Origin of the sequence: Prevotella sp. P2-180, assembly GCF_002251435.1 — a bacterium.
Lineage (GTDB): Bacteria > Bacteroidota > Bacteroidia > Bacteroidales > Bacteroidaceae > Prevotella.
The window spans coordinates 236,645-261,464 of sequence record NZ_NPJI01000110.1; the positions used below are offsets into that span (position 1 = coordinate 236,645).

A 24,820-nucleotide genomic window follows, 5' to 3' on the forward strand; every position below is an offset into this window, starting at 1 on the left:
CTTTAATTCTTCAAAACGCCACCTGTATCTGTGTCTGGATGATGCTTTGGTTGTTGCCCTGTATGGCTTTCATTGCGTCGCTACGAAGACTGTATGTATATTGCGCCTGTAAGCGGCATTTTTTGAATATCCAGTACTGTAGGCCTGCCATGAGATTGGTTTTCTTCAGACCGTTGTCGGTATTGTAGTTCATATAGTCTGCCATTGCAACGATGTCGAGTCCCTTGTATACAGGAATGGATGTGGCGGCGTATATGCCGAAGCTGTTGCAGTCGCCGTCTTTTCCTCCGAGAATCTCAGAACGCAGTGTGACACAACGGTTTTTGTGGTAGTCGTTGCCGGTGGCCTTTGATTTCCATTCAAATCCTGCTGCATAGCGGTTTTGCTTGTAAGTCTGTCCTTCTACGACAGAGGTGTTATATAAAGAATTGGTTACAGCAGTGCAATATCCAAGTTGTCCTGAAGCTGAAAGCTTAAAGTTTGGCACTGGTTTAATTTCAAGTTTTGCTATTAGGTTTTTCTTGTTGTCGCGGTCGGAGGTGTTTATTGTCCCCCCGTTGACAGCCTCCAGCACGTAATGGATTTTTCCTTTTATGAGGTCGCCATATATCATGAGTCCCATGTCGCGTCCTGACGGGTTGCCTGTCAGCGGGTCGCCACCGCATAGCCATCCCACGCCTTGCGACATTGGCCCGATGCTTTCAAGCACGGTGGGCGAGATGGGATTTTCCATGGAGTATTCGATTTTCGATTGCCCGAATCTTATTCTGAACTCTTTGGACGGCCTGTATTCAAGATAATACTCCTGCATGTCCTTGGTTTTGAATTCGTGCATGAAGAAAGCGTAAAACTCCGGAGTGATGTTGGCTGCAACCATCAGAACGGCACGCTTCATGTCGAACGTGTTTGTCGACTTGCCTTCTTCCGGTATCGTGGCCGTGTAGCCTGCCTGGGCATATCCTGTGACTTTTACCCTTGAAGCCACGGCTTTTGTCCAGTATTTCAAGTCGTTTTCCTCGGTTGTCTCGGGTGGCCTTGTAGTTTTCGCCCATAGTGTGGAGGCGGTGAGCAGTATAACTGCCAAGATTGAGAAAGATTTTCTCATAATAAAAATATTAACCAGTAAATGTTTGCGTTATTTGATAAAATGGGGATAAAGCACATTCAGAGTGCCTTATCCTCTTAGTTCCTCTTCGGTGATATAGTCTAACTTCTCAAGCATTACCACTTCCTCGGCCTTGTCGGTGTTGTCTGCCCGGAAGACAACAATACCGTTGCCGGCAAACATGAATGAGTACATGTATTTTATGCCAACACCCGCCTTGGTGATTTTCTCCACCACTTCAGCGGCGGCTCCCGGGCGATTGTCGGCAAGTCTTATGGCATACACATTAGAGATGGTGACAGAGAGACTCTTGTCGCGAAGTATTCTAAAAGCCTTCTCTGTGTCGCTACATATCAGACGGTAGATGCCGAATCCGTCGGTATCGCCGAGCGTGCTCACTACGATGCTGATGCCGTTGTCGCGCAGCATCTCGAGAATGCGCAGCAGGGCTCCGCTGCGGTTTTCCATGAAAATGGATAATTGTTTTATTGTCATAGGGCCTTATTATTTATAAACCGTTCGTTTGTCAACTACTCTCACAGCTTTGCCGTCGCTTACCGGCAGTGTGCCCTTTGGCACTAGTTTAACAATAGGAGTGAGCAGAATTTCGTCTTTCAATGCTCTTGTTATCGACTTCTGAAGTGCGGTAAGTCGCTGGAAGTCGTCGGTGAAGAGCTGTTCGAGTTCCACCTCCACGGTCATGTTGTCGTTGTTTTCATCGGTAGTGAGAGTTATGAGGTAGTTGTTTGCGAGTTCCTTAAATTGCATGAGAATCTTCTCGATTTGTATTGGGAAGATGTTCACTCCGCGCAGTACCATCATGTCGTCGCTACGTCCGCGCATGCGGTCGAGTCTCACGTGGTTTCGTCCACAAGGGCATGAGCGTCCGAGCACTCTCGTGAGGTCGCGTGTGCGGTAGCGCAGTAGCGGCATGGCCTCGCGGTTAAGGGTGGTAAGCACGAGTTCGCCTATCTCTCCGTCGGGTACTGGTTCGAGTGTTTCCGGGTCTACTATTTCCACTATGTAGTAGTCTTCCCAGAAGTGCAGTCCGTTTTGTTCCTTACATTCAAATCCCACTCCCGGTCCACACATTTCCGACATGCCGAAAGAGTTGTATGCTTTCACTCCCATCATCTGTTCTATTCGTTTCCGTTGTTCCTCTGAGTGTGGCTCTGCTCCTATGGCAAGTACGCGAAGTTTGGTGTCCCTACGAGGGTCGATGCCTTGTTCGGCCATTACCTCATGAAGTCGTGTGACGTAAGAAGGCACGGCATGAACGGCTGTGGTGCCGAAGTCGGTCATGAACTTTATTTGTCGGAGGGAGTTGCCGGCAGCGGCAGGTATGGTGAGCATTCCGAGTCGCTCGGCTCCATATTGAAATCCGAGACCGCCAGTGAACATGCCGTAGCCAGAAGAGTTTTGAAACACGTCGTCGGGACGCAGACCGACCATCCATAGGTTGCGTGCCACTTGGTTGGCCCACTCGTCGAGGTCTTTCTGTGTGTGAAGTATGACGGTGGGATTTCCCGTGGTGCCTGATGAGGAATGCAGTCTTACGCATTCTGTCAGGGGTACTGATGCGAGTCCAAAGGGATAAGTGTCACGTAGGTCTTGTTTTGTCGTGAACGGAAGTCGTCTGACATCGTCGACTTTATTGATGCTTTCAGGAGTCACCCCCGCCTCTTCAAGTCTTTGCTTGTAGACGGGGTTGTTCATGCATTGTCTTACTGTGGAACGCAGTCGTTCCACCTGTAACTTCTCGATCTCTTCCCTTGACATTGTCTCTTGTTCCGGGTCGAGATATTCTGATTTCCAGTCAGGTAATGGTCTTCTATACATAGTATTTTTTTTAAGAGGAGTGTGGAGAGAGAAGTGTATCCTCTTTACTCTTTCCCCATATCAAACGCTTTGAGATTGGCTTCCACTACGGCTTCTCCCTTTCTTGCGAAAATGGTGGCGACGGCATTGCGTAATGCTTCCGTAGAGATGATGCCGATATATTTTGCAGCCATGCCAAGCAGTACGACGTTGGCGGAGCGTGCAGAACCAGCTTCCTTGGCCGCTGCCTCGATGTCGAGCATTACAACCTTGTTTGGCAATGAGTTCAGCTCGTCGAAAAGAGCCTGTTCGTCGGGATAGTTCGGAATGTTGACAAACGGCTTGTTGCTTGTCACTATCACACCGTCCTTGGCGAGATAAGGCAGGTAGCGCAGTGCTTCCATAGGTTCCATGGAAATAATAAGGTCGGCGCCGCCCTTTTGTATCAAGTCGCTGTAGATGGTGTCGGTGGAGAGGCGGAGGTTTGACTGAACGTCACCGCCTCGCTGGCTCATGCCGTGTACCTCAGCCTGCTTGAGATTAATGTTTGCCTTTGTGGCGGCTTCGCCTATGATTGTAGCGACGGAGAGAATGCCTTGTCCTCCCACACCGCAAAGTATAATGTCTTTTTTCATAACTCGTTTTTTTTCGTATTATCTCAACTTTCAGGGAGTTAAGGAGTTATCCTTTCGCCTTTCTTTCCTTTGCGTGTCTTGCCGCAGTCTGTATACATTCGCGGCGAGGGATGATGACCGACACTCCGTTGTATTCTATTTCTTCACGTATGGTGCGTGTGATTTCCTCCATATTTTTTGGAAGAGGCACTACCACTCTTACGTGTTCGGGCTCAACGCCCAGTCCGATGCAGATGGCTTCAAACTTGTTTGTTCCCGCAGAGTCCTGGCCGCCGGTCATACCAGTGGTGAGGTTGTCGGATATGATGACGGTGATGTTCGACTTGTCGTTTACAGCGTCGAGCAGTCCAGTCATGCCCGAGTGTGTGAATGTGGAGTCGCCGATGACTGCAATGGCTGGGAATAGTCCTGCGTCGGCAGCACCCTTTGCCATAGTGATGGACGCTCCCATGTCAACACAGCTTGACAATGCCTTGAAAGGAGGCAGTGCGCCGAGGGTGTAGCAGCCGATGTCGCCGAAGATGCGATGGTCGGGATATTCCTCTGCTACCTTGTTGAGTGCGGCATACACATCGCGGTGTCCGCATCCCATGCAGAGCTGTGGAGGACGAGGCGCAAGGTTTTGTGCTGTGGGCAGTATTTCGGGAACTTCCACTCCAATGGCAGCTGCCACACAGTCTGGTGTGAGCTCTCCGGTGCGTGGCAGGTCGCCAGTGAGTCGTCCTGTCACCTTGTATCCCGTTCCGAGCATACCCTTTACCATTTCTTCCACAACAGGTTGTCCGTCTTCAACGACGAGCAGTTTCGCACTTTCAGCGGCAAGATGCTGTATGCGCTCTTCTGGTATAGGATACTGCGACACCTTTTCTATATTATATAAGGCCTGTTGCTCTTCTGGCAGTTGCGCGAGAGCCTCTTTCACGTAGTTGTAGCCAATGCCGCAAGCCACGATGCCGGTTTTCTTTTCTTTGTTGTCGGATTCGGATATCTCTGTGCGGTTGAAGTCAGACACCTTGCTGGCTTCAATCATGGCGTTCTGCTTTTCTATGAGAACCTCATATTTCCTTCTTGCAATAGCAGGCAGTAGCACCCAAGCGTCAGTAGAGATGTGAATGTCGTTTTGCTTGCGAGGCTCCTTGATGTTCACACCGGCACGAGAGTGGGCGAGGCGTGTAACGACGCGAAGCAAGACAGGTTCCTTTATAGCTTCGGAATAGTCGAAAGCTGCTGCCATCATGTCGTAGGCCTCCTGCTGATTGGAAGGTTCAAACACTGGTATGAGGGCAAACTTGCCATAGAAGCGAGAGTCTTGTTCGTTCTGGCTTGAGTGCATTGAAGGGTCGTCGGCTGCAAGCACCACGAGGCCGCCTTCCACACCAGTTATGGCGCTATTGATGAATGCGTCGGCGCATACGTTCATGCCCACATGTTTCATGCACACAAGAGCACGCTTTCCGGCGTATGACATACCAAGAGCCGCTTCCATTGCGGTTTTTTCGTTTGTACACCAGCGTGAGTGAATACCACGCTCCTTTGCTAAGGGATCATTTTGGATAAACTCAGTGATTTCTGTTGATGGAGTGCCAGGATAAGCATACACGCCGCTAAGTCCGGCATGTATTGCTCCCAAGGCAATCGCTTCATCTCCAAGAAGAAGTTTTTTTACCATTTTGTTGATATTTAGTTTTTATTTTTTTTATTGGTTGCAAAGATACGCTTTTTTCTTTTATCAGCAATAAAAAAACTGTTTTTTTGCAATAATAATATTGTTTTGTCAATAAAATATGTATTTTTATACTAAAAACTACATAAAAACTTCTTTTCTCAGAATAGGTTTTGTCTTGTGTAGGTGCAGGCTATCGTCAGCAATATTTTATCCAGGGCGTCGTTTCGCTTTGCCCTGGACTAAGTTTTATAGGGATTAACTCCTTTAACTTCCCTTTATTACGAAAGTTGAGTAAATAAATTATGCTTTTGCCGTGGGATAACTGACGCGGGCATGATAGATGGTCTTGAGCTTTTCGCACAACACTGTCTTGGCGTAAGTGATATCGCGGAAGGTGATAGGACACTCACGGAAAAATCCTTCGGCCACCATGCCGTCAATAAGTCTGTTTACAAGTTCGCGTATAGACTTCTCAGTGTAGTCGGGCAGCGAACGTGAGGCGGCTTCAGTGGCATCTGCCATCATGAGTATAGCCTGCTCGCGTGTAAAGGGGTTTGGACCGGGATAGGTGAAGAGAAGTTCGTCGACCTCTTCGTCAGGATGTTCGTTTTTATATTTCACATAAAAATACTTTGCCTTGCCCTGTCCATGGTGTGTACAGATGAAATCTTTTATTATGGATGGTAGTCCCGACCGTTCAGCCATTTTCAGTCCTTCGGTGACATGGCTGATGATTATTTGTGCGCTTTCAATATATGACAAGTCCTCATGAGGGTTGATGCCTGACTGGTTTTCGGTGAAATATATAGGGTTGATGGTCTTGCCTATGTCGTGATATAGCGCACCGGTTCTTACCAGTTGTGCCTTTGCGCCTATCTTGTTGGCTATTTCCGAGGCAAGATTGCCCACCTGTATGGAATGCTGGAATGTGCCTGGAGCCACCTCACTCATGCGGCGAAGTAATGGGTTGTTGGAATTTGACAGCTCGATGAGCGTAATGTCGGAGATGAAGCCGAAGGTTTTTTCAAGAAGATAGAGTAGGGGATAGGCAAACAACAGGAGGATGCCATTGATGATGAGATAGTTGTAATAGCTCATGTCAAACTCTGAGAATGCGGACATGCGGATGAGGTCGAAGGCGAAGTTCATGGTCATAGCCACTATGGTGACGATGATGGCGGTCTTGAACAGCTGTGACCTGAATTGCAGGTCTCTGAGACTATATACGGCTGCCATGCCAGCCAATGTTTCCACCACGATAAATTCCATGGGGTGTTGCAGCATAAGGGCACATATGAGAACCATGGCTACGTGGGTGATGATGGCTGTACGAGAGTCCATGAACACACGTGTGAAAATGGGCACCATAGCATAGGGAATGATATACACGTGGGCTATAGTATTGCGCACCATGAGTCCGGTGAGCAGTGAGAAGATGACTATCAGGGAGTAGAGCATGGCCACGTTGCGGGCTTTCTCGAAATAGTCCTTTCGGAATAGGGTGAGGTATATGGTGAAGAAAAGAATTATTACGAAGACATATAGGGCCTTGCCTAAGAGTGTGAGCCGCTGTTGTGTCTCGTCGCTATTGCGTCGTTCGTTTTCTTTTTTGAATGATTCAATGGTCCGGTAAACATTCTCGTCTACAATCTCGCCGCGGTCGATGATTTTCTGTCCTTTTTGTGCTATGCCGCTTGCCAGCGGGACACTGCTTACGAGGTCGCGCATGCTTTCCTCGCTTCTGTCCTTGTCGTAGATGATGTTCGGCACGATATAGTTGTTGAGGTTGCATTTCTGCAACTGGCTGCGGTGCTGTTCGAGAATGTTGTCGAGAAATAGCTGCTCGTATGCTTTCTTGGTAGACAAGAACTGTGCCATAACCATCGACGTGGCGTTTTTGCCGTTGACAATCCTTACCATGCGGGTGGTGTCGGAAGCGAAGGTGCTATAATCCGACGAACTGACAATACCAATCTGATATATGCGGTGGAGACGGTTGGCAATGATGCTGATATAATCGTCTGAAAGTCCGGGTATGCCCTCTGAGTGGTCGGTGACAAACTTCCTTACCATGTTGCCCTCTATGTCCTTGTTGTAATTGAAATACGGTTCGTATTCTTTGAGAAGACTGTCTTTCTCTTTTTTTACTGCCAACTCGGATTTGTAGATAGGAAAGTCGAAAGGAGCGGTGAAGTCAGCATATTTCCATGGCTTCCCCTGCTCTACATAAAAATAGTTTTGGCCGTCCTGAGGCATTAGCCAAACAATGATAGCCACCGTTGCCAAGACGATGGCGCTTCTTGTAAGGATATCATGCCAAGTGACGTCTTCCTTGAAGTTAAAACTGCTCATGTTGATGTGGTTTATTACTTTTCGAGGGCGAAAATACTAAAAAAATAGCAGAAACACAAAGATAAATGGAAAAAAATGTTTAAAAGTGGATTTTATTTATTACTTTTGCAAAAATTATTTTCTGATTACATCGAAATAAGCAACAAAAATGGCAGAAAGAAGAGTAAGGGTGCGCTTTGCACCAAGCCCTACGGGGGCATTGCACATTGGCGGTGTACGTACCGCGCTTTACAACTATCTTTTCGCACGTCAGCATGGCGGCGACATGATTTTCAGAATAGAAGACACAGACTCCAATCGTTTCGTGCCTGGAGCGGAAGAGTATATCATTGAGTCGTTCCGTTGGCTCGGCATCAACTTTGACGAGGGTGTTTCATTTGGCGGCGAGCATGGGCCATACAGGCAAAGCGAGCGACGCGAAATATATAAGAAGTATGTCGGTCAACTTCTTGAGTCTGGCAAGGCTTATATAGCTTTCGACACTCCAGAGGAGCTTGAGGCTAAGCGCGGCGAGATTCAGAATTTCCAGTACGACGCTTCTACGCGACTGTTGATGCGCAACTCTTTGTCGATGCCAAAGGAAGAGGTGGATAGGCTTATCGCAGAGGGACAGCAATATGTGGTGAGGTTTAAAATCGAGCCTGGAGAGGCTGTACATGTAGACGACCTCATAAGAGGCGACGTAAAGATCATGAGCGACATTCTTGACGACAAGGTGCTGTACAAGAGTGCCGACCAACTGCCTACATATCATTTGGCCAACATCGTTGACGACCACCTGATGGAGGTCACCCATGTAATTAGAGGCGAGGAGTGGTTGCCAAGCGCACCGCTTCATGTGCTTCTCTACAAGGCGTTTGGCTGGGAAGACACTATGCCGCGTTTCGCCCACCTTCCGCTGCTGCTCAAGCCAGAAGGAAAGGGAAAACTCAGTAAGCGCGACGGCGACAGACTGGGATTTCCTGTGTTCCCCTTGGAATGGCATGACCCGAAGACGGGAGAGGTGTCGGCGGGATACCGTGAGAGTGGCTACTTCCCAGAGGCGGTCATCAACTTTCTCGCGTTCCTCGGATGGAATCCAGGTACCGAACGAGAGATGTATTCCCTCGACGAACTCGTGCCATTGTTTGACATAACGAAATGCAGCAAGGCAGGTGCCCGTTTTGACTATCAAAAAGGTATTTGGTTCAACCATGAATATATTCTTCAGAAAACACCATCGGAAATTGCCGAGCTCTTCGCTCCCATAGTAAGGGCGAACGGGGTGGAGACATCTATTGAACGTGTGACAAAGGTGGTGGAGATGATGAAAGACCGTGTGAACTTCGTGAAGGAGCTATGGCCTCTATGCTCGTTCTTCTTCGTGGCTCCTACGGAGTATGACGAGAAGACTCGCAAGAAAAGGTGGAAAGAAGACTCGGCCCAGGCTATGGGCGAACTTGCCACGCTGATTGAAGAACTCGACGACTTCTCGGTGGAAGCACAGGAGAAAGCTGTCCATGAGTGGATAGAACAGAAGGGGTATAAGCTTGGCAACATCATGAATGCCTGGAGACTGACGCTTGTAGGCGAAGGCAAGGGACCGGGAATGTTTGATATTTCCGCTTTCCTTGGCAAGGAGGAAACACTTGCCAGAATGAAACGTGCAATAGAATCATTAGGTTGAGAATATGCTGTATAATTTGGCGATATACTTCTATCTGTTGGGTGTGGCCATTGCCAGCATCTTCAGTTCCAAGGTGAAGAAGATGTGGCGCGGCGAACGAAAGGCGTTTGACGTGCTGAAGGCAAAGGTAGACCCTGCAGCGGAGTATATTTGGGTGCATGCCGCGTCGCTTGGAGAATTTGAGCAAGGACGTCCCATAATCGAACGCATTAGGGCTACACATCCAGAGTACAAGATTCTTCTTACGTTTTTCTCGCCTTCAGGATATGAAGTTAGGAAAAACTATGAAGGTGCAGACATCATCTGCTATCTGCCGCTCGACACTCCGATAAATGCACTGCGTTTCCTTCGTCTTATACGCCCTAAGGTGGCATTTTTCATCAAATATGAGTTTTGGTACAACTACCTTCATATTCTCAAGCACCGCAATGTGCCAACATATAGTGTTTCAAGCATCTTCCGGCCTGACCAGATATTCTTCCGTTGGTATGGGCGGCATTATGCAGGAGTGCTGCGTTGCTTCACACACTTCTTCGTGCAGAACGAGCAGAGCCGACAGCTGCTGGAGAAAATCGGCATCACAGAGGTGAGCATAACTGGTGACACGCGTTTTGACCGTGTGCTGCAGATAAAGGAGCAGTCGAAGCATCTGCCCATTGTGGAGTCGTTTGTGAAGGGTGCTACCCACGTGTTTGTGGCAGGAAGCAGTTGGTCGCCCGACGAGGATATCTTTATACCTTATTATAATAATAAGGAAGACTGGCGGATAATAATCGCCCCTCACGTGATAAGCGAGGAACACCTACAGCAGATAGAACAGAAATATGGCGATGGCGTGGTGAGATACACCAAGACCGACGAGCAGAAGGTTTCCGGAGCCCGTTGTCTCATCATCGACTGTTTCGGACTACTTTCGAGCATATATCATTATGGCAATGTGGCTTATGTAGGTGGCGGCTTCGGCGTGGGAATACACAATGTGCTGGAAGCGGCAGTTTGGGACATACCCGTGATATTCGGTCCGAACAATAAGCATTTTCAGGAAGCCCAGGCTTTGATGGCTTGTGGAGGCGGTTTTGAAATTTCTGATGCCAATGCCTTCGGCAAGTTGGTGGACAACTTTGCCGAAGACAAGCATTATCTGAAGTACTGTGGCGACAAGGCTGGCCACTATGTGAAAAGCCAGGCCGGAGCCACGGAAATGATACTCAATGAAGTGAGACTTTAGGGGAGAAAGGTCTTGACTCCTTAACTTTCTATGAAAGTGTCGATGAGCTTTTGGGTCTCGGCACTTTCAAGCTTTTTAAGACCTTCGTCCTCCATGTCTATCCTGTTGGCAAGGAAGAGGATGTTGTCGTAGCTCAGCGGTAATACCGCCTTGTGGATAATCATGGAAAGGATAATGACCATACGGTCGGTCATGAGGAATCTTTCGCATAAGGAAGGGTTGGCTTTCAGATATTCCTCTACAGGCGAAGAAAAGCCCTCGCTCTTAAACCTTATGCGCATCTTGTTGCGCATCATCGCCCGATAGTTACCCCTGTGACAGTTTTCAACAGCCATCTCGCGGAACAGGGATCGCATTGACCACTCGGCGGTCTCAAGCTGAGCAATGAGTCCGTTGAGTATTCTTGACTGAGAGTCATATCCTTCCCAGTCTTTCTTGCATTTGTAGCGCATATCATGTTCCACTTCGTGCCATCCTTCAGAGAAAACGGTGCGTATCTGTATCTCGTATGTACTGTCGATGTATTTAGCAAACTCTTCGGGAAGAGCCTTGCGGAAGTCGTCGATGTATTCCTCTGGCAGGCTTCGGGTGATGTTTAGGCGTTGCGGGCGGAAGGTCGAAGTGTCGAATTCGTCGATGCTTTGTTTCACCACGTCGCCGCAACCGAAGAATGTGGAAAGCACATCAACATCGTCGGGGAAATAAACAACGATGCGCAGTCCGATGATGTCTTGTATCAGGCCTTGGCCGCTAAGATACTGTTCGCCTTTTAATGCCATCTTGTGGCGTATTGACTCAATGGATTTCACTCTCCAGAAAAGCCGGAACATAAGTCCGCTTTTTTCTATTTGCCGCGACAGGTCTTGTTGCAGCTGGTCTGCAATGTCTTTTATTGTCATATTGTTATTTGTTAAAGTTTCTCATGTTGCGAGGATGATGCGCCATCACTTCCTTACGTATTGTCGTATCGTCGAGATGAGTGTAAATCTCGGTAGTGGAGATGTTCTCGTGACCTAACAATGCCTGTATGACACGAAGGTCGGCACCGCCTTTCAGCAGTGCGGTGGCAAAGCTGTGGCGAAGGGTGTGAGGACTGATGGTCCGCAGGATGCCTGCTTCAAGAGCCTGACGTTTTATCATTATGAGAATCATGGTGCGAGTGAGTTGGCCGCCTCTTCGGTTCAGGAACACAAAGTCTTCGCTACCTGGTTTTATTTTCATGTGGCTGCGGTCGACAAACCAGTATTCCAGTTCCTTGATGGCTTTGTCAGAAATAGGGACGAGCCGTTCCTTTGAGCCTTTCCCCGTCACTCTTACATATTGCTCATCAAGGTAAAGGTTAGAGAGCGTAAGAGATACCAGTTCGCTCACTCGCAGTCCGCAGGAGAAGAGCACTTCAATAATGGCCCTATTGCGTTGTCCTTCCCATTTCGTGAGGTCTATGGAGTCTTCCAGTCGGTCAACCTCTTCCGTAGACAGCACCTCAGGCAGGTGTTCGCCAGTCTTTGGCGACTCAAGCAGTTCTGTGGGGTCATCGTCGCGATAGGCGTCGAGCTGCAAGAACCTAAACAGCGACCTTACTCCGCTGAGAACCCTGCATTGTGATATTGCACCAATGCCTATGTCGTGGAGCTGGGCAGCAAACTGTTGAAGGTCGTCGAGAGTCATCGTGATGATGTCAAGACCCTTATCATCGCAATAGATCAGAAGCTTTTCTACATCGTACATATATGCATCAATGGTGTTTGAAGAGAAATTTCTTTCCAATTTTAGGTATCTTTTATACCGTTTGATGATATTTTCTGTTGTTTTCTTGCTCATTTATAGAGTTTTTTGTACTTTTGCGGTGCAAATATAATCATTTTTTTTTGAATATATGAAAATACAGATAATAAATGGGCCAAATCTTAATCTTTTGGGTACCCGCGAGCCAGGAATATATGGTTCAAACACTATGGAGACGTATTTGGAAACACTTCGTGCGCGCTATCCGGATATGGAGATTGACTACTATCAGAGCAATGTTGAAGGCGAACTGATAAACAAGCTGCAGGAAGTGGGATTCAGTTGTGACGGCATAGTTCTGAATGCCGGTGCATATACTCATACAAGCATAGCGCTCCAAGACTGCATACGCTCGCTTAAGGCCCCTGTAATTGAGGTCCATATTTCCAATGTTCATAAGCGTGAAGAATTTCGTCATCATTCTTTTATCTCCTGTGCATGCCTCGGAGTGATTTGCGGATTCGGCATGGACTCCTATCGACTGGCGGTGGAGGCTATAAAAATGAAGAATGAAGAGTGAAGAATGAAGAGTGAAGAATGAAGAGTGAAGAATGAAGAATGAAGAGTGAAGAATGAAGAGTGAAGAATGAAGAATGAAGAGTGAAGAATGAAGAATGAAGAATGAAGAATTGGAGAAATATGTGCTTTCGCATATAGATGCAGAAGGCGACTACCTGTATCGGCTTTACAGGGCGACAAACATACACTTGCTTCATGGACGAATGGCAAGCGGACACCTGCAGGGACGTTTATTGAAAATGCTCGTGGAAATGGTGAAACCGGAGAATATTCTTGAAGTGGGAACGTTTAGCGGATATAGCTCCATATGTCTGGCTGAGGGACTTGCAGAAGGTGGAAAGGTATATACATTCGAGATAAACGACGAACAGGAGGATTTTACCAGGCCATGGATTGAAGGATCGCATGTGGCAGACAAAATTGAGTTCATAATAGGCAACGCCATTACTGAGGCGCCACGGCTCGGTATAACATTCGACATGGCTTTTATTGACGGAGACAAGCGCACATATATCGAGACCTATGAAATGGCATTGAAGGTGATGAGGCCCGGAGGATTCATTGTTGCTGACAACACCCTTTGGGACGGACATGTGGTAGACCCGGCATACGATCACGACCAGCAGACAATAGGCATTAGAAACTTCAACGACCATATTTCACGTGACCCGAGAGTGGAAAAGGTCATACTTCCATTGCGCGACGGACTGACGCTGATAAAAATACTATAACCCACCCAAAGTTCAAAAAACATAAAGAAGTTGAAAAAAACTCAATAGAAGTAACTTTTTATACCGGCGTTTCGTATAATGAATATAATAATATAAAATAATAAAACAAATGAAGAAACTTTTTTTTGTTGTATTGATGATTGCTTCTGCCATCACTTCCTTTGCGCAGATGCCACCGATACCAGTAGACACGGATGTCCGAATAGGTAAACTACCAAATGGACTTACATACTACATCCGTCACAACAACTGGCCCGAAAACAGGGCTGAGTTCTACATTGCACAGCGAGTGGGCTCCATTCAGGAAGAGGACTCACAGCGAGGTCTCGCTCACTTCCTTGAACACATGTGCTTCAATGGTACAAAACATTTTCCCGGCGATGGAATAATACGCTACTGCGAGTCTATCGGCGTGAAGTTTGGTGCCGATCTTAACGCTTACACCGCCATCGACGAGACTGTATACAACATCAGCAATGTGCCTACAAATAATATCAACAACATAGACTCATGCCTGCTCATACTCAGCGACTGGGCTGACGGTCTGTTGCTTGAGACAGAGGAAATAGACAAGGAGCGTGGCGTGATTCACGAGGAATGGCGCTCACGAAACTCAGGAATGCAGCGAATGCTTGAACGCAACCTGCCAGCCATCTATCCCAACAGCAAGTACGGATACCGCATGCCTATCGGCACCATGGAAGTGGTGGACAACTTCAAGCCGCAAGTCCTACGCGACTATTATGAGACTTGGTATCGTCCAGACAACCAAGGCATAATTGTTGTCGGAAATGTTGACGTTGACTATGTAGAGAAAAAGATAAAGGAACTTTTTGGCGGAATTGTCATGCCAGAGAACGCAAAACCAGTAGTGACTGAAAAAGTGCCCGACAACAACGAGCCAATCATCATTCTTGACAAAGACAAGGAGCAGCAGATGACTGCACTTATGATGATGTTCAAGCATGATGCAGTACCAAATGAGGCTAAGGGAACCATTGACTACATGATGCTTAACTATGCCAAGAGCATTGCGGCATACATGCTTAACTCACGTCTTGCAGAGTATGCACAGAAACCTGAAAGCCCATTCGTGGGAGCGGAGGTTGGCGATGGCAACTTCTTGTTTGCCAACACAAAGGGAGCATTCAGCTTGGAAGCAACACCAAAAGACGGACAGATAGAGGCCTCACTTGCTGCAGTTTATCGTGAAGCATTGCGTGCGGCTGAATTCGGATTTACCGCCACGGAATACGAACGTGCAAAGGCAAGCACACTGAGCTCTCTGGAAAAGTCATACAGCAACAAGGACAAGCGTTACAACTCGCAGTTCTGCAATGCCTATAAGGCCCACTTCCTACGCAACGAGCCTATCCCTTCCATCGACTTCCGCTACCAGACTATGAAGCAGGTCATCCCTATGTTGCCGCTTGAAGCAATAAACGAAACTATGAAGGAGATGGTGGTAAAGACCGACTCGAACCTCGTGGTGCTTTGTTTCCAGAACGAGAAGGAGGGCAATGTGTATCCAACACGAGAGAGCATTCTAAAGGCAATTGCCGACGTGCGTGCCGAGAAACTGGAGGCTTTTGTGGACAACGTGAAGAATGAACCCATAATTTCCACATTGCCAAAGAAGGGAAAGATAACAAAAGAGAAAGAAAACACTACCTTCGGCTATAAGGAACTGCAGCTCTCCAACGGTGCACGCGTGATACTGAAGAAGACCGACTACAAGAAAGACGAGGTAATACTCAAGGCCAACGCAGTAGGAGGTACATCTGAGTACGACAGCAAGGATTTTGCAAACATAAAACTCTTCAACGATGTGGTTGAAGCCAGCGGACTCGGCAATTTCACTTCTACAGAACTGCAAAAGGCACTGGCAGGAAAGATTGCGGGAGTGTCGCTTTCAATGTCAAACACAAGAGTAAACATCGGTGGCTCGTCAACACCAAAAGACGTGGAAACCATGTTCCAGCTCCTCTATCTGACATTCACAAAGCTCAACAAGGACCAAGAGGCTTACGACAATCTGATGAAACAGTATGAATTGTATCTGAAGAATATGTCGTTGTCTCCTGATGCAGCGTTCAGCGACTCAGTGTCAGTGACTATGAACTGCCACAACCCGCGCTTTGCCACAATCACCGAGAATGATCTAAAGCAGGTAAGCTATGACCGCATATTGGAAATGGCTGCAAGAGCAACATCAAATGCCGCCGCTTTCACCTTCTTTATCATTGGTAACTACGATGAGGCTACCATTCGTCCGCTCATAGAGCAGTATGTGGCTTCGCTGCCAGTTGCAAAGACAAAGGTGAAGACACGCAACGTGTCAACGCCATTCAAGGGAATTGCCATCAACAACTTCAAGAGAAAGATGGAAACACCAAAGGCCAACTCTGTGATGACATGGAGAGCCGAAAAACAGGCATATTCTTTTGAAAACAGCGTGAGGGCAAGCATGGCTGCACAGGTGCTCAGCATGATCTATCTGAAGAAGATACGTGAGGATGCTGGTGCCGCTTACTCTTGCGGTGCACAGGCAAGCTTCTCTCGAAACGACTTTGGCACACAGACCCAGATTACCGCATATTGTCCTGTTAAACCGGAAAAGGCAGAACTCGCATTAAACATCATGCGCGACGAGATGGAAACTCTGGCTAAGACTTGTGATGCCGACAAGCTCGAAAAGGTGAAAGAGTACATGCTCAAGAGCCTTGATGACCAGTTGAAGACAAACAATTACTGGCTGAATGCAATATTCAACTACGTAAACTATAACCTCGACTTCCATACAAATGCAAAGGCTGTTATCGAGGCTCAGACTCCTGAGACCATCTCCGCTTTTGTGGCTGATGTGCTGAAGCAGGGAAATAGGGCTGAGATACTGATGCTTCCTGAGGAGTAATAAGATAAAAAAGAGTAATACGAGAAAAGGAGTTAAGGGGTTGAGAAATTACTCCTTAACTCCTTAACTCCTTAACTCCTAAAAATAAATATGATTCCAAAGACAATACATTACTGCTGGCTGTCTAACGATCCTTTCCCGCGGAAAATAAGGAAGTGTATGGACACGTGGAAAAAAATTCACCCTGACTACGAGGTGAAGAGATGGAGTACGCAAAACTTCGACATTGACTCCGTGCCATACGTGAAAGAAGCCTGCGAGGCAAAAAAATGGGCGTTCGCTGCCGACTACATTCGCATGTATGCCCTTTACAACGAAGGTGGCATATACCTCGACTCCGACGTGATGTTGCTGAAACCTTTCGACGAGTTCTTATGTAACTCATTTTTCTCGTCTATGGAGTATCACCCGATACAGATTGAGAAATGCGGAACTATGCAGTATATCGATAGCAACGGAAACCGTATTGCCGACAAGTTTATTGAAGGTATACAGATACAGGCCGCAGTGATGGGAGCCGAGAAAGGTTGTGCGTTTGTAGGCGAGGTGCTGGAATGGTATAAGGACAAACACTTTGTAGACAAAGAGGGAAACCTGAAGACCAACGTGCTGTCTCCTTACATCTATGCCAGAGTGGCTGAGAAAATGGGATTTGTGTATAAGGATATTGACCAGTGCCTACCTGGAAACGTGAGGATCTTTCCTTCGGAAATATTTGCCGGAAACAAGCACGAGGTGACTCCAAACAGCTATGCCATACACATGTGTGCCCACAGTTGGCATCTCACTCCTATGGAGAAGATAAAGAAATGGCTTAGTGCTTTTTCACGAAAATAGAGGTGGCGCTATTAAAGCGGATGAAGAACGGAAGATGGTGCTTCAGCAGATATGCCCTCAGACGCTGTTTGGCGTTGAGACGGCTATAGTCTATAGGCATATTACGCAACTCTTCCGACACTTCTTCCACCGACTTCAACTTCTCGGCGTAGGATATAGGTGAGCGGGCAATGTCTTTTGCCACCTTGATGACGCTGTTCACATATATTGCCTTGCACTCTTCCTGACGGTCGGGAAAGAGGTGCTTCTCCTTTATGACCGACATGCGAATGTTTATGGCTTTGTACATCAGCAGGTTGTGGTTCTTGACTGGCTTGTGAAGCAGGCTGTCGGGATTCATCCTGTAGTGGTAGAGCGCACGCGAGAGGTATGCTGTGGTGCGGGCGTTTGATGCCCATGAGAAGAACGTGCCATGATCCTCAAACGACCTCATGTCTGGAAAGAGAGAGATTATTTCGCGCTTGAAGAGCGTAAGCCAAAGGTAGCTCGGCATTTCATTAGTGAAGATTTTCCATAACGTCTCTTCCCGGTTGAGAATGGTGACGCTTCCGTCGTTGTTACCTTTTATCACTGATTTCTTTTCTTCTTCCACTATATGCTCATATACAACCATGTCTGCGTTAGTCTTTTGCATGGTGTCTGCTAAAGAGGCAAGTGCGTCGGGTTCAAGCCAGTCGTCGCTGTCTACAAAGTATACCATATCGCCATTGCATTTTCTGATGGCGTTGTTTTTTGCCATGGCAGTTCCCTGGTTGTTTTGGTGTATCACCTTTATTCTCTTGTCCTTTGCAGCGTATTCGTCGCAGATGGCAGGAGAATTGTCAGGACTGCCGTCGTCTACTATCCACATCTCCCAGTCGTTGAATGTCTGCTGAAGAATGGAGTCTAAACATTGTCTAAGGAATTTCTCTGTCTTATATACTGGTACAATTATGCTAATCATCGTCTTTTTTAATGAGGAGAGAGTAATCCTAAATTCCGCAGCACTTTAGTTTAACTTTTTTATAAGTACCTTAGCAACAAAAAGTTGCTCAGGATTTTGCCATGTCAGATTTTTCACTTACCTTAGTGCTGCAAATCAAGACAAGCAAAAATCATCAATGACATGGCAAAGGTAAGCATAAAATCTGAGAAAATCACTCCTTTTGGGGGAATATTTCACGTGAGGGAGCATTTTTCCCGTTTTGTGGGTCCGGTAATCGACAAAGTCCTGGGACTTCGGTGCATATCGTTCGGCTATCAAAGCGCGAGATTGTGGGTTCTTTGTCAACTGTCTACATCTGTGGCGGCGACTGTGTGGAGGAACAATGGCTTCGGATGGGCAAGGCTGCCAAAGTCCTTCATAGCAGAGAACACTGTGTTCCTGCTGCTGACAGCACTCATACGCAACTTCTACAAGTTCCTCAAGGACAGGATGGACGCAAAAGCCTTCGGACTAAAGAAGACCAGCCGCATCAAAGCCTTCGTATTCAATTTCATCAGCGTACCAGCCAAGTGGATAAGGACGGCAAGGCACTATCAGCTGAATATCTACACGGACAACAAATCATATCAGAACCCTTTTGCATTCACTGACGGCTAAGAAACCGAATTCGTGGGTAAACGGCAGCATAAAGCCCCTGTAATGCTTGACGGGGTAAGGGGAAGCTGGGCATGACCCATGCACAATCACGTCTGTAGTGGCAAGACTATCGTCAGATGGAGAAGCGAACTGCAAAATTAGTCAGCATCAATATTAGTTGCGGATTTTAGGGGCAATATCTATAATCTCCTGCAAAGGTAAGAGTTTAGGAAGTTCTCAATATATTGAGAATAGGAGTGTGGGTGGCTCACCCACACCTCGCCTAAAGAGTAACCTCGCTGTAGGATTGTAGCAGAGAGTCTTTTGAGGCAAGGGGCGTGTGAGTCACCCGCCCTCCTACTTAAAAAGTAGTTTCAATACTATAAAAGAGCGGAATTCGCCTAACTCCTTAACTCCCAAAATATTGATAACTTCCTAAATTTCAATAATTGAGCATTTGCCAATATGTCAGTCCTTCGATATTGTCTCGTTTATATATCTCTTCAGGTAGGCGGACAATGACAAGTCCGCTCCCTTATGTCTCATCACGATATAGGGGATGAGGTTTATCAACACATAAAAGATTACAGATGCTATGCCGAAACATATCTTCATACAGAAAGATAAATCAGCAAATGTGGCACAATAAAGACAAGTTGTCATGGCAATAAAGAAGGCTAAAGCCAACAATATCAGATATTTTCTTCTCATAGTGTTGTCGAATGATTATATATTAAACGACTTATGGAATGATGGATACCTTGTCATCCGGTATCGTCAATACAGCGAGACATTCATCCCCGACTACAAGTCTAAAGCCAATCTTGACCTTACCAATATCCCCATATCCTACACAATTGCCCACAATTCCTGCCATATCGCCTTTCGTAACTATCAGTTGGTCACCTTTATTATACTTTTTGCTACTCATCTCTTTTCGTGCTGCTAATATTCATCTTCTTCGTCGTCTTCCTGCCATCTGTTGCCACAGTCAGGACAAACATAAGACACACCATCGTGGTATGCATCTTCGCAACCGCAATTAGGACATTCTACTACCATAATTAATAATTATTTAAAGGGGTTAATACTTCTGTATTTTGCATACTTGCTATGACCTGTATAAAACGACTCGCCAACTTGGTAGGAATTGCATATTTCACCATAATTCACAAATTGTAAAAAGGACTGCAAATTTGCTTTCCATGCTTTGTCGTATGCCACCTTTGGGATGCCATCAGCCCGGAATAACGAACGTTGACAGGGATTTCTCACTACAGGAGGTTTGTGAAAGAGTACATAACCACCTATCGCTAAAATTGATACACCGGCGACAGCCCCAATGCCGATAAAGATTTTCTTGGCTGTTTTTCTTTTTTCTTTGTTTTCCATATTTTTTTATTTTTTTCTCACCCATGCTTTCATGTCAAACACAGGTTAATTAATAATGAGTTGGAAAAAGAATGGTTATTTCTAAATCCGATGCAAAGGTACAAAATATAAATGAGCACCACAAGAAAAACAATTGACTTGCAATTGACAATTGAATGTGTCAACTGCAAGTCAATCAAGTTATACTAATTGGGTGTATCGATTAATAGTTAAATAAATGCTTTGCGAGTTTTAAAACCTCTGCATTGTCATTGTTCCATTTTTTCATGAAAGAAGACCAATTCTGTTTCGTGCCAAACAATCCTGGAAACTCTTGATTATATTCTGTATAACATTGACCAGGATCCATTATTTTCTTAGCTGCACCTGCTGCTCTCACTATCATCAGTCGAGCCTTGGGTTTAGATTCTCCCTCTACAAGTTTCCGGAGATGCTTATAAAACTCTGCGCCATTTGGGTCTTTTATGAACTCGCGAATCGAAGAGTTTTCGAAGGAATTATCTTCATTACGACCTCCTGTCTTGTCTAAACCTAGTACAACACCAAAATACAATCCTCGTCTTTTATGGTTGTATGGTTGCACACACAAAATTGTAACAGCATCGCCAACATCTACACCTAGACGCTTTGGAGTCAAATAGCCATTAACTATCATAGTTCCTTTCATTCCTACTTCTACTTTACCTTGCCATTTGCCATATACAGCATCAATAGCCTTGCTAAAATACGTATAGTTATTTTTCTTTATGTTATTCTCTACATACTGGGTAATCCTACATCTACAACCTTTGTATTGTGCAAAATCCATAGACAGTTGAATGTCGCAGCAATAAATGTTACCATTTTCATCTTCTTGTATAATACCTTCTTTCGGTTTACGAATGTTGCTTATAATATATTCAAGAAATGAAATGTAATCTTCATATAAACCTATCTGTAATTTCTGGAAATCGCTGGGGCAATAAGGTCCATCGCTATTATTCAAGAAGCGCATGAATATATCCTGTTGTCTCTCAGTTGGCGCGTCGCAGTCAAATTGGCAGGTCAATAGGTCTTTAATATCCAGTATAAAATTATGGTTATTAACCTTGTAGGTCAGTAGATTTTTACCTGAGATGCCGTCGTTTTTTGTTTCCTCCATTAACGATGACTGGATAATCTCGATAATACTCTTTAGATGCTCGCATTTTAAGCATCTTTTTGACATGGTTTCACGTCTTTTCCAATTATCCCATAAAGGTGTAAAGAATGCTTGTCTTGTGGTAGTTTGACTATGCACATTGATTTGATATTTTAATCTTTCAATGCACTCTACTATCTGAGGTATATCTGGGGTTATTTGCAGTTCATGGAAATCCGCATCATATCGGAAAGTATGAGTATAAGCGGACGAAATGTGGCGATCACAAATAAAATACTCAACATTTGGCTGAAGACTTTCAAAGTCTAATCCTTTAGGATGTTCTGCGGCATTGTATTCCAATATTTTACCTGTATCGGCACTTTTCTTGTATGTAGAGAAAGGCTTTGAAGGTCGGAATACACAATTGGCAGGATCCTTTGCGATATACTCTTCTGCATCTTTATTATTCATAGCCAAAGGAACCCATTCATTATCAATAATAATGTACGGATTGTTAACAATGACAGCACGTACTCCCAAATCATCCACATAGTTCATTCGGAAGTCTCTGCCGCTATAATTATATAGATTACCTATAAATAGTGCACTTTCTGGCCATATCTCTGTATTAGGTGATATTTCATGTATGTATGAAACAATCTCCGAGTAGTTGCTTCCAGTGTATCTTATAAAGCGAAAACGTCTGTTTCGCGTTTTCGAGCCTAACTCAAACTTTGTCAGACTAAAGATATTTATTTTTTCATAATCCATAGTCAATCATTATTAATACATAAGTCAAAATCTCCGTCCGAATCATCATCTATCCAAAGATCATATTCTTCGCAAACTCGTTCTATGTCATCTTCAATCCAATCCCAGTCCCATTCTTCATGTATTTCTACAGTAAAAAAAGCACAGGAATTGGAGTATGCCTTATGATAATACACACTACAATTGAAGTTTTCCAGTGCATCATAGATAGCACTTTTTATCTTAATTGGATTCATTGATAATTTCTTTTTTATATATATGAATTAAAGATTTATACATTTAATACACCTAAATTCCGCAGCACTTTAGTTTAACTTTTTAATAAGTTCCTGAGCAACAAAATATTGCCCAGGATTTTGCCATGTCAGATTTTTCACTTACCTTAGTGCTGCAACTCAAGACAAGCAAAAATCATCAATGACATGGCAAAGGTAAGCATAAAATCTGAGAAAATCACTCCTTTTGGAGGAATATTTCACGTGAGGGAGCATTCTCCTCGTTTTGTGGGTTCGGTAATCGACAAAGTCCTGGGACTTCGGTGCACATCGTTCGGCTATAAGCACAGTGCAGCGAGTCAAGAAGGAATTTGTGGCTTGACGAAACAAATAATACCACGATTTTTGTAAATTTTATCTGTATATTGAACTAAAACGCAAAGTAATTTTGATAATTTCTCCACTTTTTAATGATTTTATGCATGTATTTGAAGAAATAAGTGTAATTTTGCAACAAAATAAATCATGTAACTCATGGAAAGTAAAGACTTGAACCGATTGAAGGTTGTTCTGGTGGAGCAAAAGAGAACCGCAAAATGGTTATCAGAGCAGATTGGGAAAGATCCTGCCACAGTCAGCAAGTGGTGTACCAATTCGTCTCAACCCTCATTAGAAACCCTAAACAGAATATCAGAGATTCTTAATGTCAAACTGAGTGACCTCGTCCGTAAGGATTAAGTTTCAATTATTATATAAAAAAGAATTACAACTATGTATATTAGTGAATTTTATATAGAAGGTCTTTGGGGCTCAAAGGCTCTGAAATGGAAAAATATCCGTCAAGATCTAAATATTTTAGTTGGTATCAATGGTGCAGGTAAGACGACTCTGCTCGATGCCATCTACAACTACTATTGCACCAAGGCAAAGCCAAAGCTTTATACCAAGGCTTCGGGCAACGAGATTGATATTCCTGTGATACAGGTTTCTTCCTTTGATGTCCCTGCAGATGCCAAAAAGAAGAACAATAGTCCTTTGCTCAACCGTCTGCTTTCCGTGGTACTCCAGAATCTCGATCAGATGTCATTCTTCAACTACCGAATGATACCTATCAATTATCCTTCCGAGACGAAACGTATCAATGCGCGTATTGAGATGTTCTTCAAACTTGTCAACAGTTTCTTTGGTGAAACAAAGAAGTCTATCGATATAGACAAGACAAAGAATACTATCATTTTCGTGACCAAAAATGGCGAGACCTTGCAATTATCCGACCTGTCTGCTGGCGAAAAACAGTTGCTCTACCTATTGCTGACAGTCTTTCTGATGGATGAAAAGCCATCAATACTGTTGCTCGACGAACCAGAACTCTCACTCCATATCACTTGGCAAGAGAAGCTGTTGGATGCATTGCGAAAGTTGAATCCAGCATGTCAAATCATTATGACAACACACTCACCAAGCATCTTCGTAAATGGTTGGCGTGATCATCTTGTTTTCGTTGATAATCTGATAAAGTAAGCTATGGCAGTAACAAACAGTCAGTTGAATGCTTTCGAAGCAGCGATAGTAAGAAACATCTCCGCAGGGACCATCCTTGCAGGGTATGACATCTGCTTTCGCGTGGAAGATGCTGTGGATATTGCCTTTTGGCAGAAGTTGTTGGAGCCGAAAACAAGGGACAAGAAAGTGAAGTTCTTCCCTTTCGTTCAGTATGGAAGCAAGCGTATTACTGGCAAGTCATACATCATGAAGCATCAAGCGCAAGCAAATGCAAACTACATACTTTGTGTTGACAGCGACCTTGACCGCATTCTTGGTAAGGAGGGCTTTGATGCCGAACATTACATCCTGCAGACTTACGCCTACTCTTGGGAAAACCATCATTGCTGGAGTCAGGCTCTGCAATTGACGTGGATGCAATGGCAGAAGAATGTAGAGTTTGATTTCACGGCATTCTTGTCTGGATTGAGTGCAGTTATCTATGATGCTTTTGTGTTGATGCTCACTAAGAAACGCCTGTTTCACAGAGGATTTACACTTGATACACTCTGTAACTGTATAGATAAAGTACAAGGAAATCAAAAAGAGGCATTACTCCATAATGGAGAAGGTATATTGTCGGCTATAGCGAACAATATATATCTCAAAATGGAGAATGTCGCCTCCGAAACTACAGAAGACATTAGCCTGACTATACAGAGATTGGAAGAACTTGGTATCAGCCAAGCCAATTGTTATCTTTATATGCAAGGACATTCAGTATTCAATCTTGTAAGCCGAATTGGCAAGGCTTTACTTGATGAATCATTTGAATATCAAGTTCTCATTCCTTCGTTCTCCATAGATAATGATTATCAAGAACTTAATTCAATCAAAAAAGATATTGCGAAAGTATTCGTTCAAAGCAATTGATAATCGTTTTTCCTAAGGATGACCTTTATGAATATGGTATCAATAATAGAAATCTCGATCTCTTTAGCATGGATGTCGCTACAACTC

The 24,820-nt window shown here is 45.0% G+C and carries 24 protein-coding genes and 2 pseudogenes; 11 read left to right on the top strand and 15 right to left on the bottom strand.

Annotated elements, in window-relative coordinates:
• Positions 1 to 10: 10 nt before the first annotated feature.
• The 6 genes from CIK98_RS16180 to CIK98_RS16205 form a co-directional block, all read right to left on the bottom strand.
• Positions 11 to 1,105 carry a porin gene (locus CIK98_RS16180; RefSeq protein WP_094386075.1) on the bottom strand — a complete coding sequence of 365 codons (1,095 nt, stop codon included), beginning with the start codon at positions 1,103 to 1,105 and terminating at the stop codon, positions 11 to 13.
• Positions 1,106 to 1,174: 69 nt separating this feature from the next.
• Positions 1,175 to 1,600, bottom strand: coding sequence for an amino acid-binding protein (locus CIK98_RS16185; protein WP_141210576.1), 426 nt, complete (start codon positions 1,598 to 1,600; stop codon positions 1,175 to 1,177).
• A 9-nt stretch (positions 1,601 to 1,609) separates the two neighbouring features.
• Positions 1,610 to 2,944, bottom strand: a complete 1,335-nt coding sequence (locus CIK98_RS16190) for a phenylacetate--CoA ligase family protein (protein WP_094386079.1) — start codon at positions 2,942 to 2,944, stop codon at positions 1,610 to 1,612.
• Between the two features lie 44 nt (positions 2,945 to 2,988).
• A complete protein-coding gene (locus CIK98_RS16195; protein ID WP_094386081.1) occupies positions 2,989 to 3,558 on the bottom strand; it encodes an indolepyruvate oxidoreductase subunit beta in 570 nt (189 codons plus the stop codon).
• A 46-nt stretch (positions 3,559 to 3,604) separates the two neighbouring features.
• Positions 3,605 to 5,227: a thiamine pyrophosphate-dependent enzyme gene (locus CIK98_RS16200; protein WP_094386083.1), complete on the bottom strand. Its 1,623-nt coding sequence runs from the start codon at positions 5,225 to 5,227 to the stop codon at positions 3,605 to 3,607.
• Between the two features lie 297 nt (positions 5,228 to 5,524).
• Positions 5,525 to 7,576, bottom strand: a complete 2,052-nt coding sequence (locus CIK98_RS16205; RefSeq protein WP_094386085.1) for an HD family phosphohydrolase — start codon at positions 7,574 to 7,576, stop codon at positions 5,525 to 5,527.
• Positions 7,577 to 7,724: 148 nt separating this feature from the next.
• Here CIK98_RS16205 and gltX point away from each other — a divergent pair, with 148 nt between their 5' ends.
• Positions 7,725 to 9,242, top strand: a complete 1,518-nt coding sequence (gene gltX, locus CIK98_RS16210) for a glutamate--tRNA ligase (RefSeq protein WP_094386087.1) — start codon at positions 7,725 to 7,727, stop codon at positions 9,240 to 9,242.
• A gap of 7 nt (positions 9,243 to 9,249) precedes the next feature.
• Positions 9,250 to 10,470, top strand: a complete 1,221-nt coding sequence (locus CIK98_RS16215) for a 3-deoxy-D-manno-octulosonic acid transferase (protein ID WP_094386235.1) — start codon at positions 9,250 to 9,252, stop codon at positions 10,468 to 10,470.
• Between the two features lie 20 nt (positions 10,471 to 10,490).
• Here CIK98_RS16215 and CIK98_RS16220 read toward each other — a convergent pair whose 3' ends face one another.
• Positions 10,491 to 11,369: a hypothetical protein gene (locus CIK98_RS16220; RefSeq protein ID WP_094386089.1), complete on the bottom strand. Its 879-nt coding sequence runs from the start codon at positions 11,367 to 11,369 to the stop codon at positions 10,491 to 10,493.
• A 4-nt stretch (positions 11,370 to 11,373) separates the two neighbouring features.
• The gene (locus CIK98_RS16225) at positions 11,374 to 12,291 is read right to left on the bottom strand and encodes a site-specific tyrosine recombinase (RefSeq protein WP_094386091.1); all 918 of its coding nucleotides are present in this window, start codon (positions 12,289 to 12,291) and stop codon (positions 11,374 to 11,376) included.
• Positions 12,292 to 12,346: 55 nt separating this feature from the next.
• On the opposite strand from CIK98_RS16225, the gene aroQ reads away from it, so the two are divergent.
• From aroQ to CIK98_RS16250, 4 genes are all read left to right on the top strand, one after another.
• Positions 12,347 to 12,775, top strand: coding sequence for a type II 3-dehydroquinate dehydratase (gene aroQ, locus CIK98_RS16230; protein ID WP_094386093.1), 429 nt, complete (start codon positions 12,347 to 12,349; stop codon positions 12,773 to 12,775).
• A 94-nt stretch (positions 12,776 to 12,869) separates the two neighbouring features.
• Entirely contained in the window at positions 12,870 to 13,505 is a 636-nt protein-coding gene (locus CIK98_RS16240; RefSeq protein WP_094386095.1) for an O-methyltransferase, read from the top strand.
• Positions 13,506 to 13,614: 109 nt separating this feature from the next.
• On the top strand, positions 13,615 to 16,419 hold the full coding sequence (locus CIK98_RS16245) for a pitrilysin family protein (RefSeq protein WP_094386097.1): 2,805 nt from the start codon (positions 13,615 to 13,617) through the stop codon (positions 16,417 to 16,419).
• Positions 16,420 to 16,509: 90 nt separating this feature from the next.
• On the top strand, positions 16,510 to 17,256 hold the full coding sequence (locus CIK98_RS16250) for a glycosyltransferase family 32 protein (RefSeq protein ID WP_094386099.1): 747 nt from the start codon (positions 16,510 to 16,512) through the stop codon (positions 17,254 to 17,256).
• Here the strand turns inward: CIK98_RS16250 and CIK98_RS16255 are convergent.
• On the bottom strand, positions 17,234 to 18,199 hold the full coding sequence (locus CIK98_RS16255; protein WP_094386101.1) for a glycosyltransferase family 2 protein: 966 nt from the start codon (positions 18,197 to 18,199) through the stop codon (positions 17,234 to 17,236). The genes CIK98_RS16250 and CIK98_RS16255 overlap by 23 nt on opposite strands.
• A 360-nt stretch (positions 18,200 to 18,559) precedes the next feature.
• Between CIK98_RS16255 and CIK98_RS16260 the strand changes: the two are divergent.
• Positions 18,560 to 18,838, top strand: a pseudogene (locus tag CIK98_RS16260) (IS1380 family transposase); the annotation flags it as partial.
• 447 nt (positions 18,839 to 19,285) lie between these two features.
• Here CIK98_RS16260 and CIK98_RS17760 read toward each other — a convergent pair.
• The 6 genes from CIK98_RS17760 to CIK98_RS16285 all read right to left on the bottom strand — a co-directional run bounded on the left by CIK98_RS17760 (position 19,286) and on the right by CIK98_RS16285 (position 22,339).
• Positions 19,286 to 19,528 (bottom strand): hypothetical protein, encoded by a 243-nt coding sequence (locus CIK98_RS17760; protein WP_141210577.1) that lies wholly within the window; start codon positions 19,526 to 19,528, stop codon positions 19,286 to 19,288.
• 31 nt (positions 19,529 to 19,559) lie between these two features.
• Complete coding sequence (locus CIK98_RS16265) at positions 19,560 to 19,748, bottom strand: hypothetical protein (protein WP_094386103.1); 189 nt, start codon at positions 19,746 to 19,748, stop codon at positions 19,560 to 19,562.
• A 14-nt stretch (positions 19,749 to 19,762) separates the two neighbouring features.
• Positions 19,763 to 19,879, bottom strand: a complete 117-nt coding sequence (locus CIK98_RS16270; protein WP_094386105.1) for a hypothetical protein — start codon at positions 19,877 to 19,879, stop codon at positions 19,763 to 19,765.
• A gap of 9 nt (positions 19,880 to 19,888) precedes the next feature.
• Positions 19,889 to 20,209 (bottom strand): hypothetical protein, encoded by a 321-nt coding sequence (locus CIK98_RS16275; RefSeq protein WP_094386107.1) that lies wholly within the window; start codon positions 20,207 to 20,209, stop codon positions 19,889 to 19,891.
• A gap of 202 nt (positions 20,210 to 20,411) precedes the next feature.
• A complete protein-coding gene (locus CIK98_RS16280; RefSeq protein ID WP_172410001.1) occupies positions 20,412 to 21,890 on the bottom strand; it encodes a hypothetical protein in 1,479 nt (492 codons plus the stop codon).
• 215 nt (positions 21,891 to 22,105) lie between these two features.
• The gene (locus tag CIK98_RS16285) at positions 22,106 to 22,339 is read right to left on the bottom strand and encodes a hypothetical protein (protein WP_094386111.1); all 234 of its coding nucleotides are present in this window, start codon (positions 22,337 to 22,339) and stop codon (positions 22,106 to 22,108) included.
• Positions 22,340 to 22,525: 186 nt separating this feature from the next.
• Between CIK98_RS16285 and CIK98_RS18785 the strand changes: the two are divergent.
• The 4 genes and pseudogenes from CIK98_RS18785 to CIK98_RS16300 all read left to right on the top strand — a co-directional run.
• Positions 22,526 to 22,669, top strand: a pseudogene (locus CIK98_RS18785) (IS1380 family transposase); the annotation flags it as partial.
• A gap of 183 nt (positions 22,670 to 22,852) precedes the next feature.
• Positions 22,853 to 23,056 carry a helix-turn-helix transcriptional regulator gene (locus CIK98_RS16290; protein ID WP_094386113.1) on the top strand — a complete coding sequence of 68 codons (204 nt, stop codon included), beginning with the start codon at positions 22,853 to 22,855 and terminating at the stop codon, positions 23,054 to 23,056.
• A gap of 33 nt (positions 23,057 to 23,089) precedes the next feature.
• Positions 23,090 to 23,839 (top strand): AAA family ATPase, encoded by a 750-nt coding sequence (locus tag CIK98_RS16295; protein ID WP_094386115.1) that lies wholly within the window; start codon positions 23,090 to 23,092, stop codon positions 23,837 to 23,839.
• A 3-nt stretch (positions 23,840 to 23,842) separates the two neighbouring features.
• Positions 23,843 to 24,733, top strand: a complete 891-nt coding sequence (locus CIK98_RS16300) for a DUF4435 domain-containing protein (protein ID WP_094386117.1) — start codon at positions 23,843 to 23,845, stop codon at positions 24,731 to 24,733.
• The last annotated feature ends 87 nt before the right edge of the window (positions 24,734 to 24,820 follow it).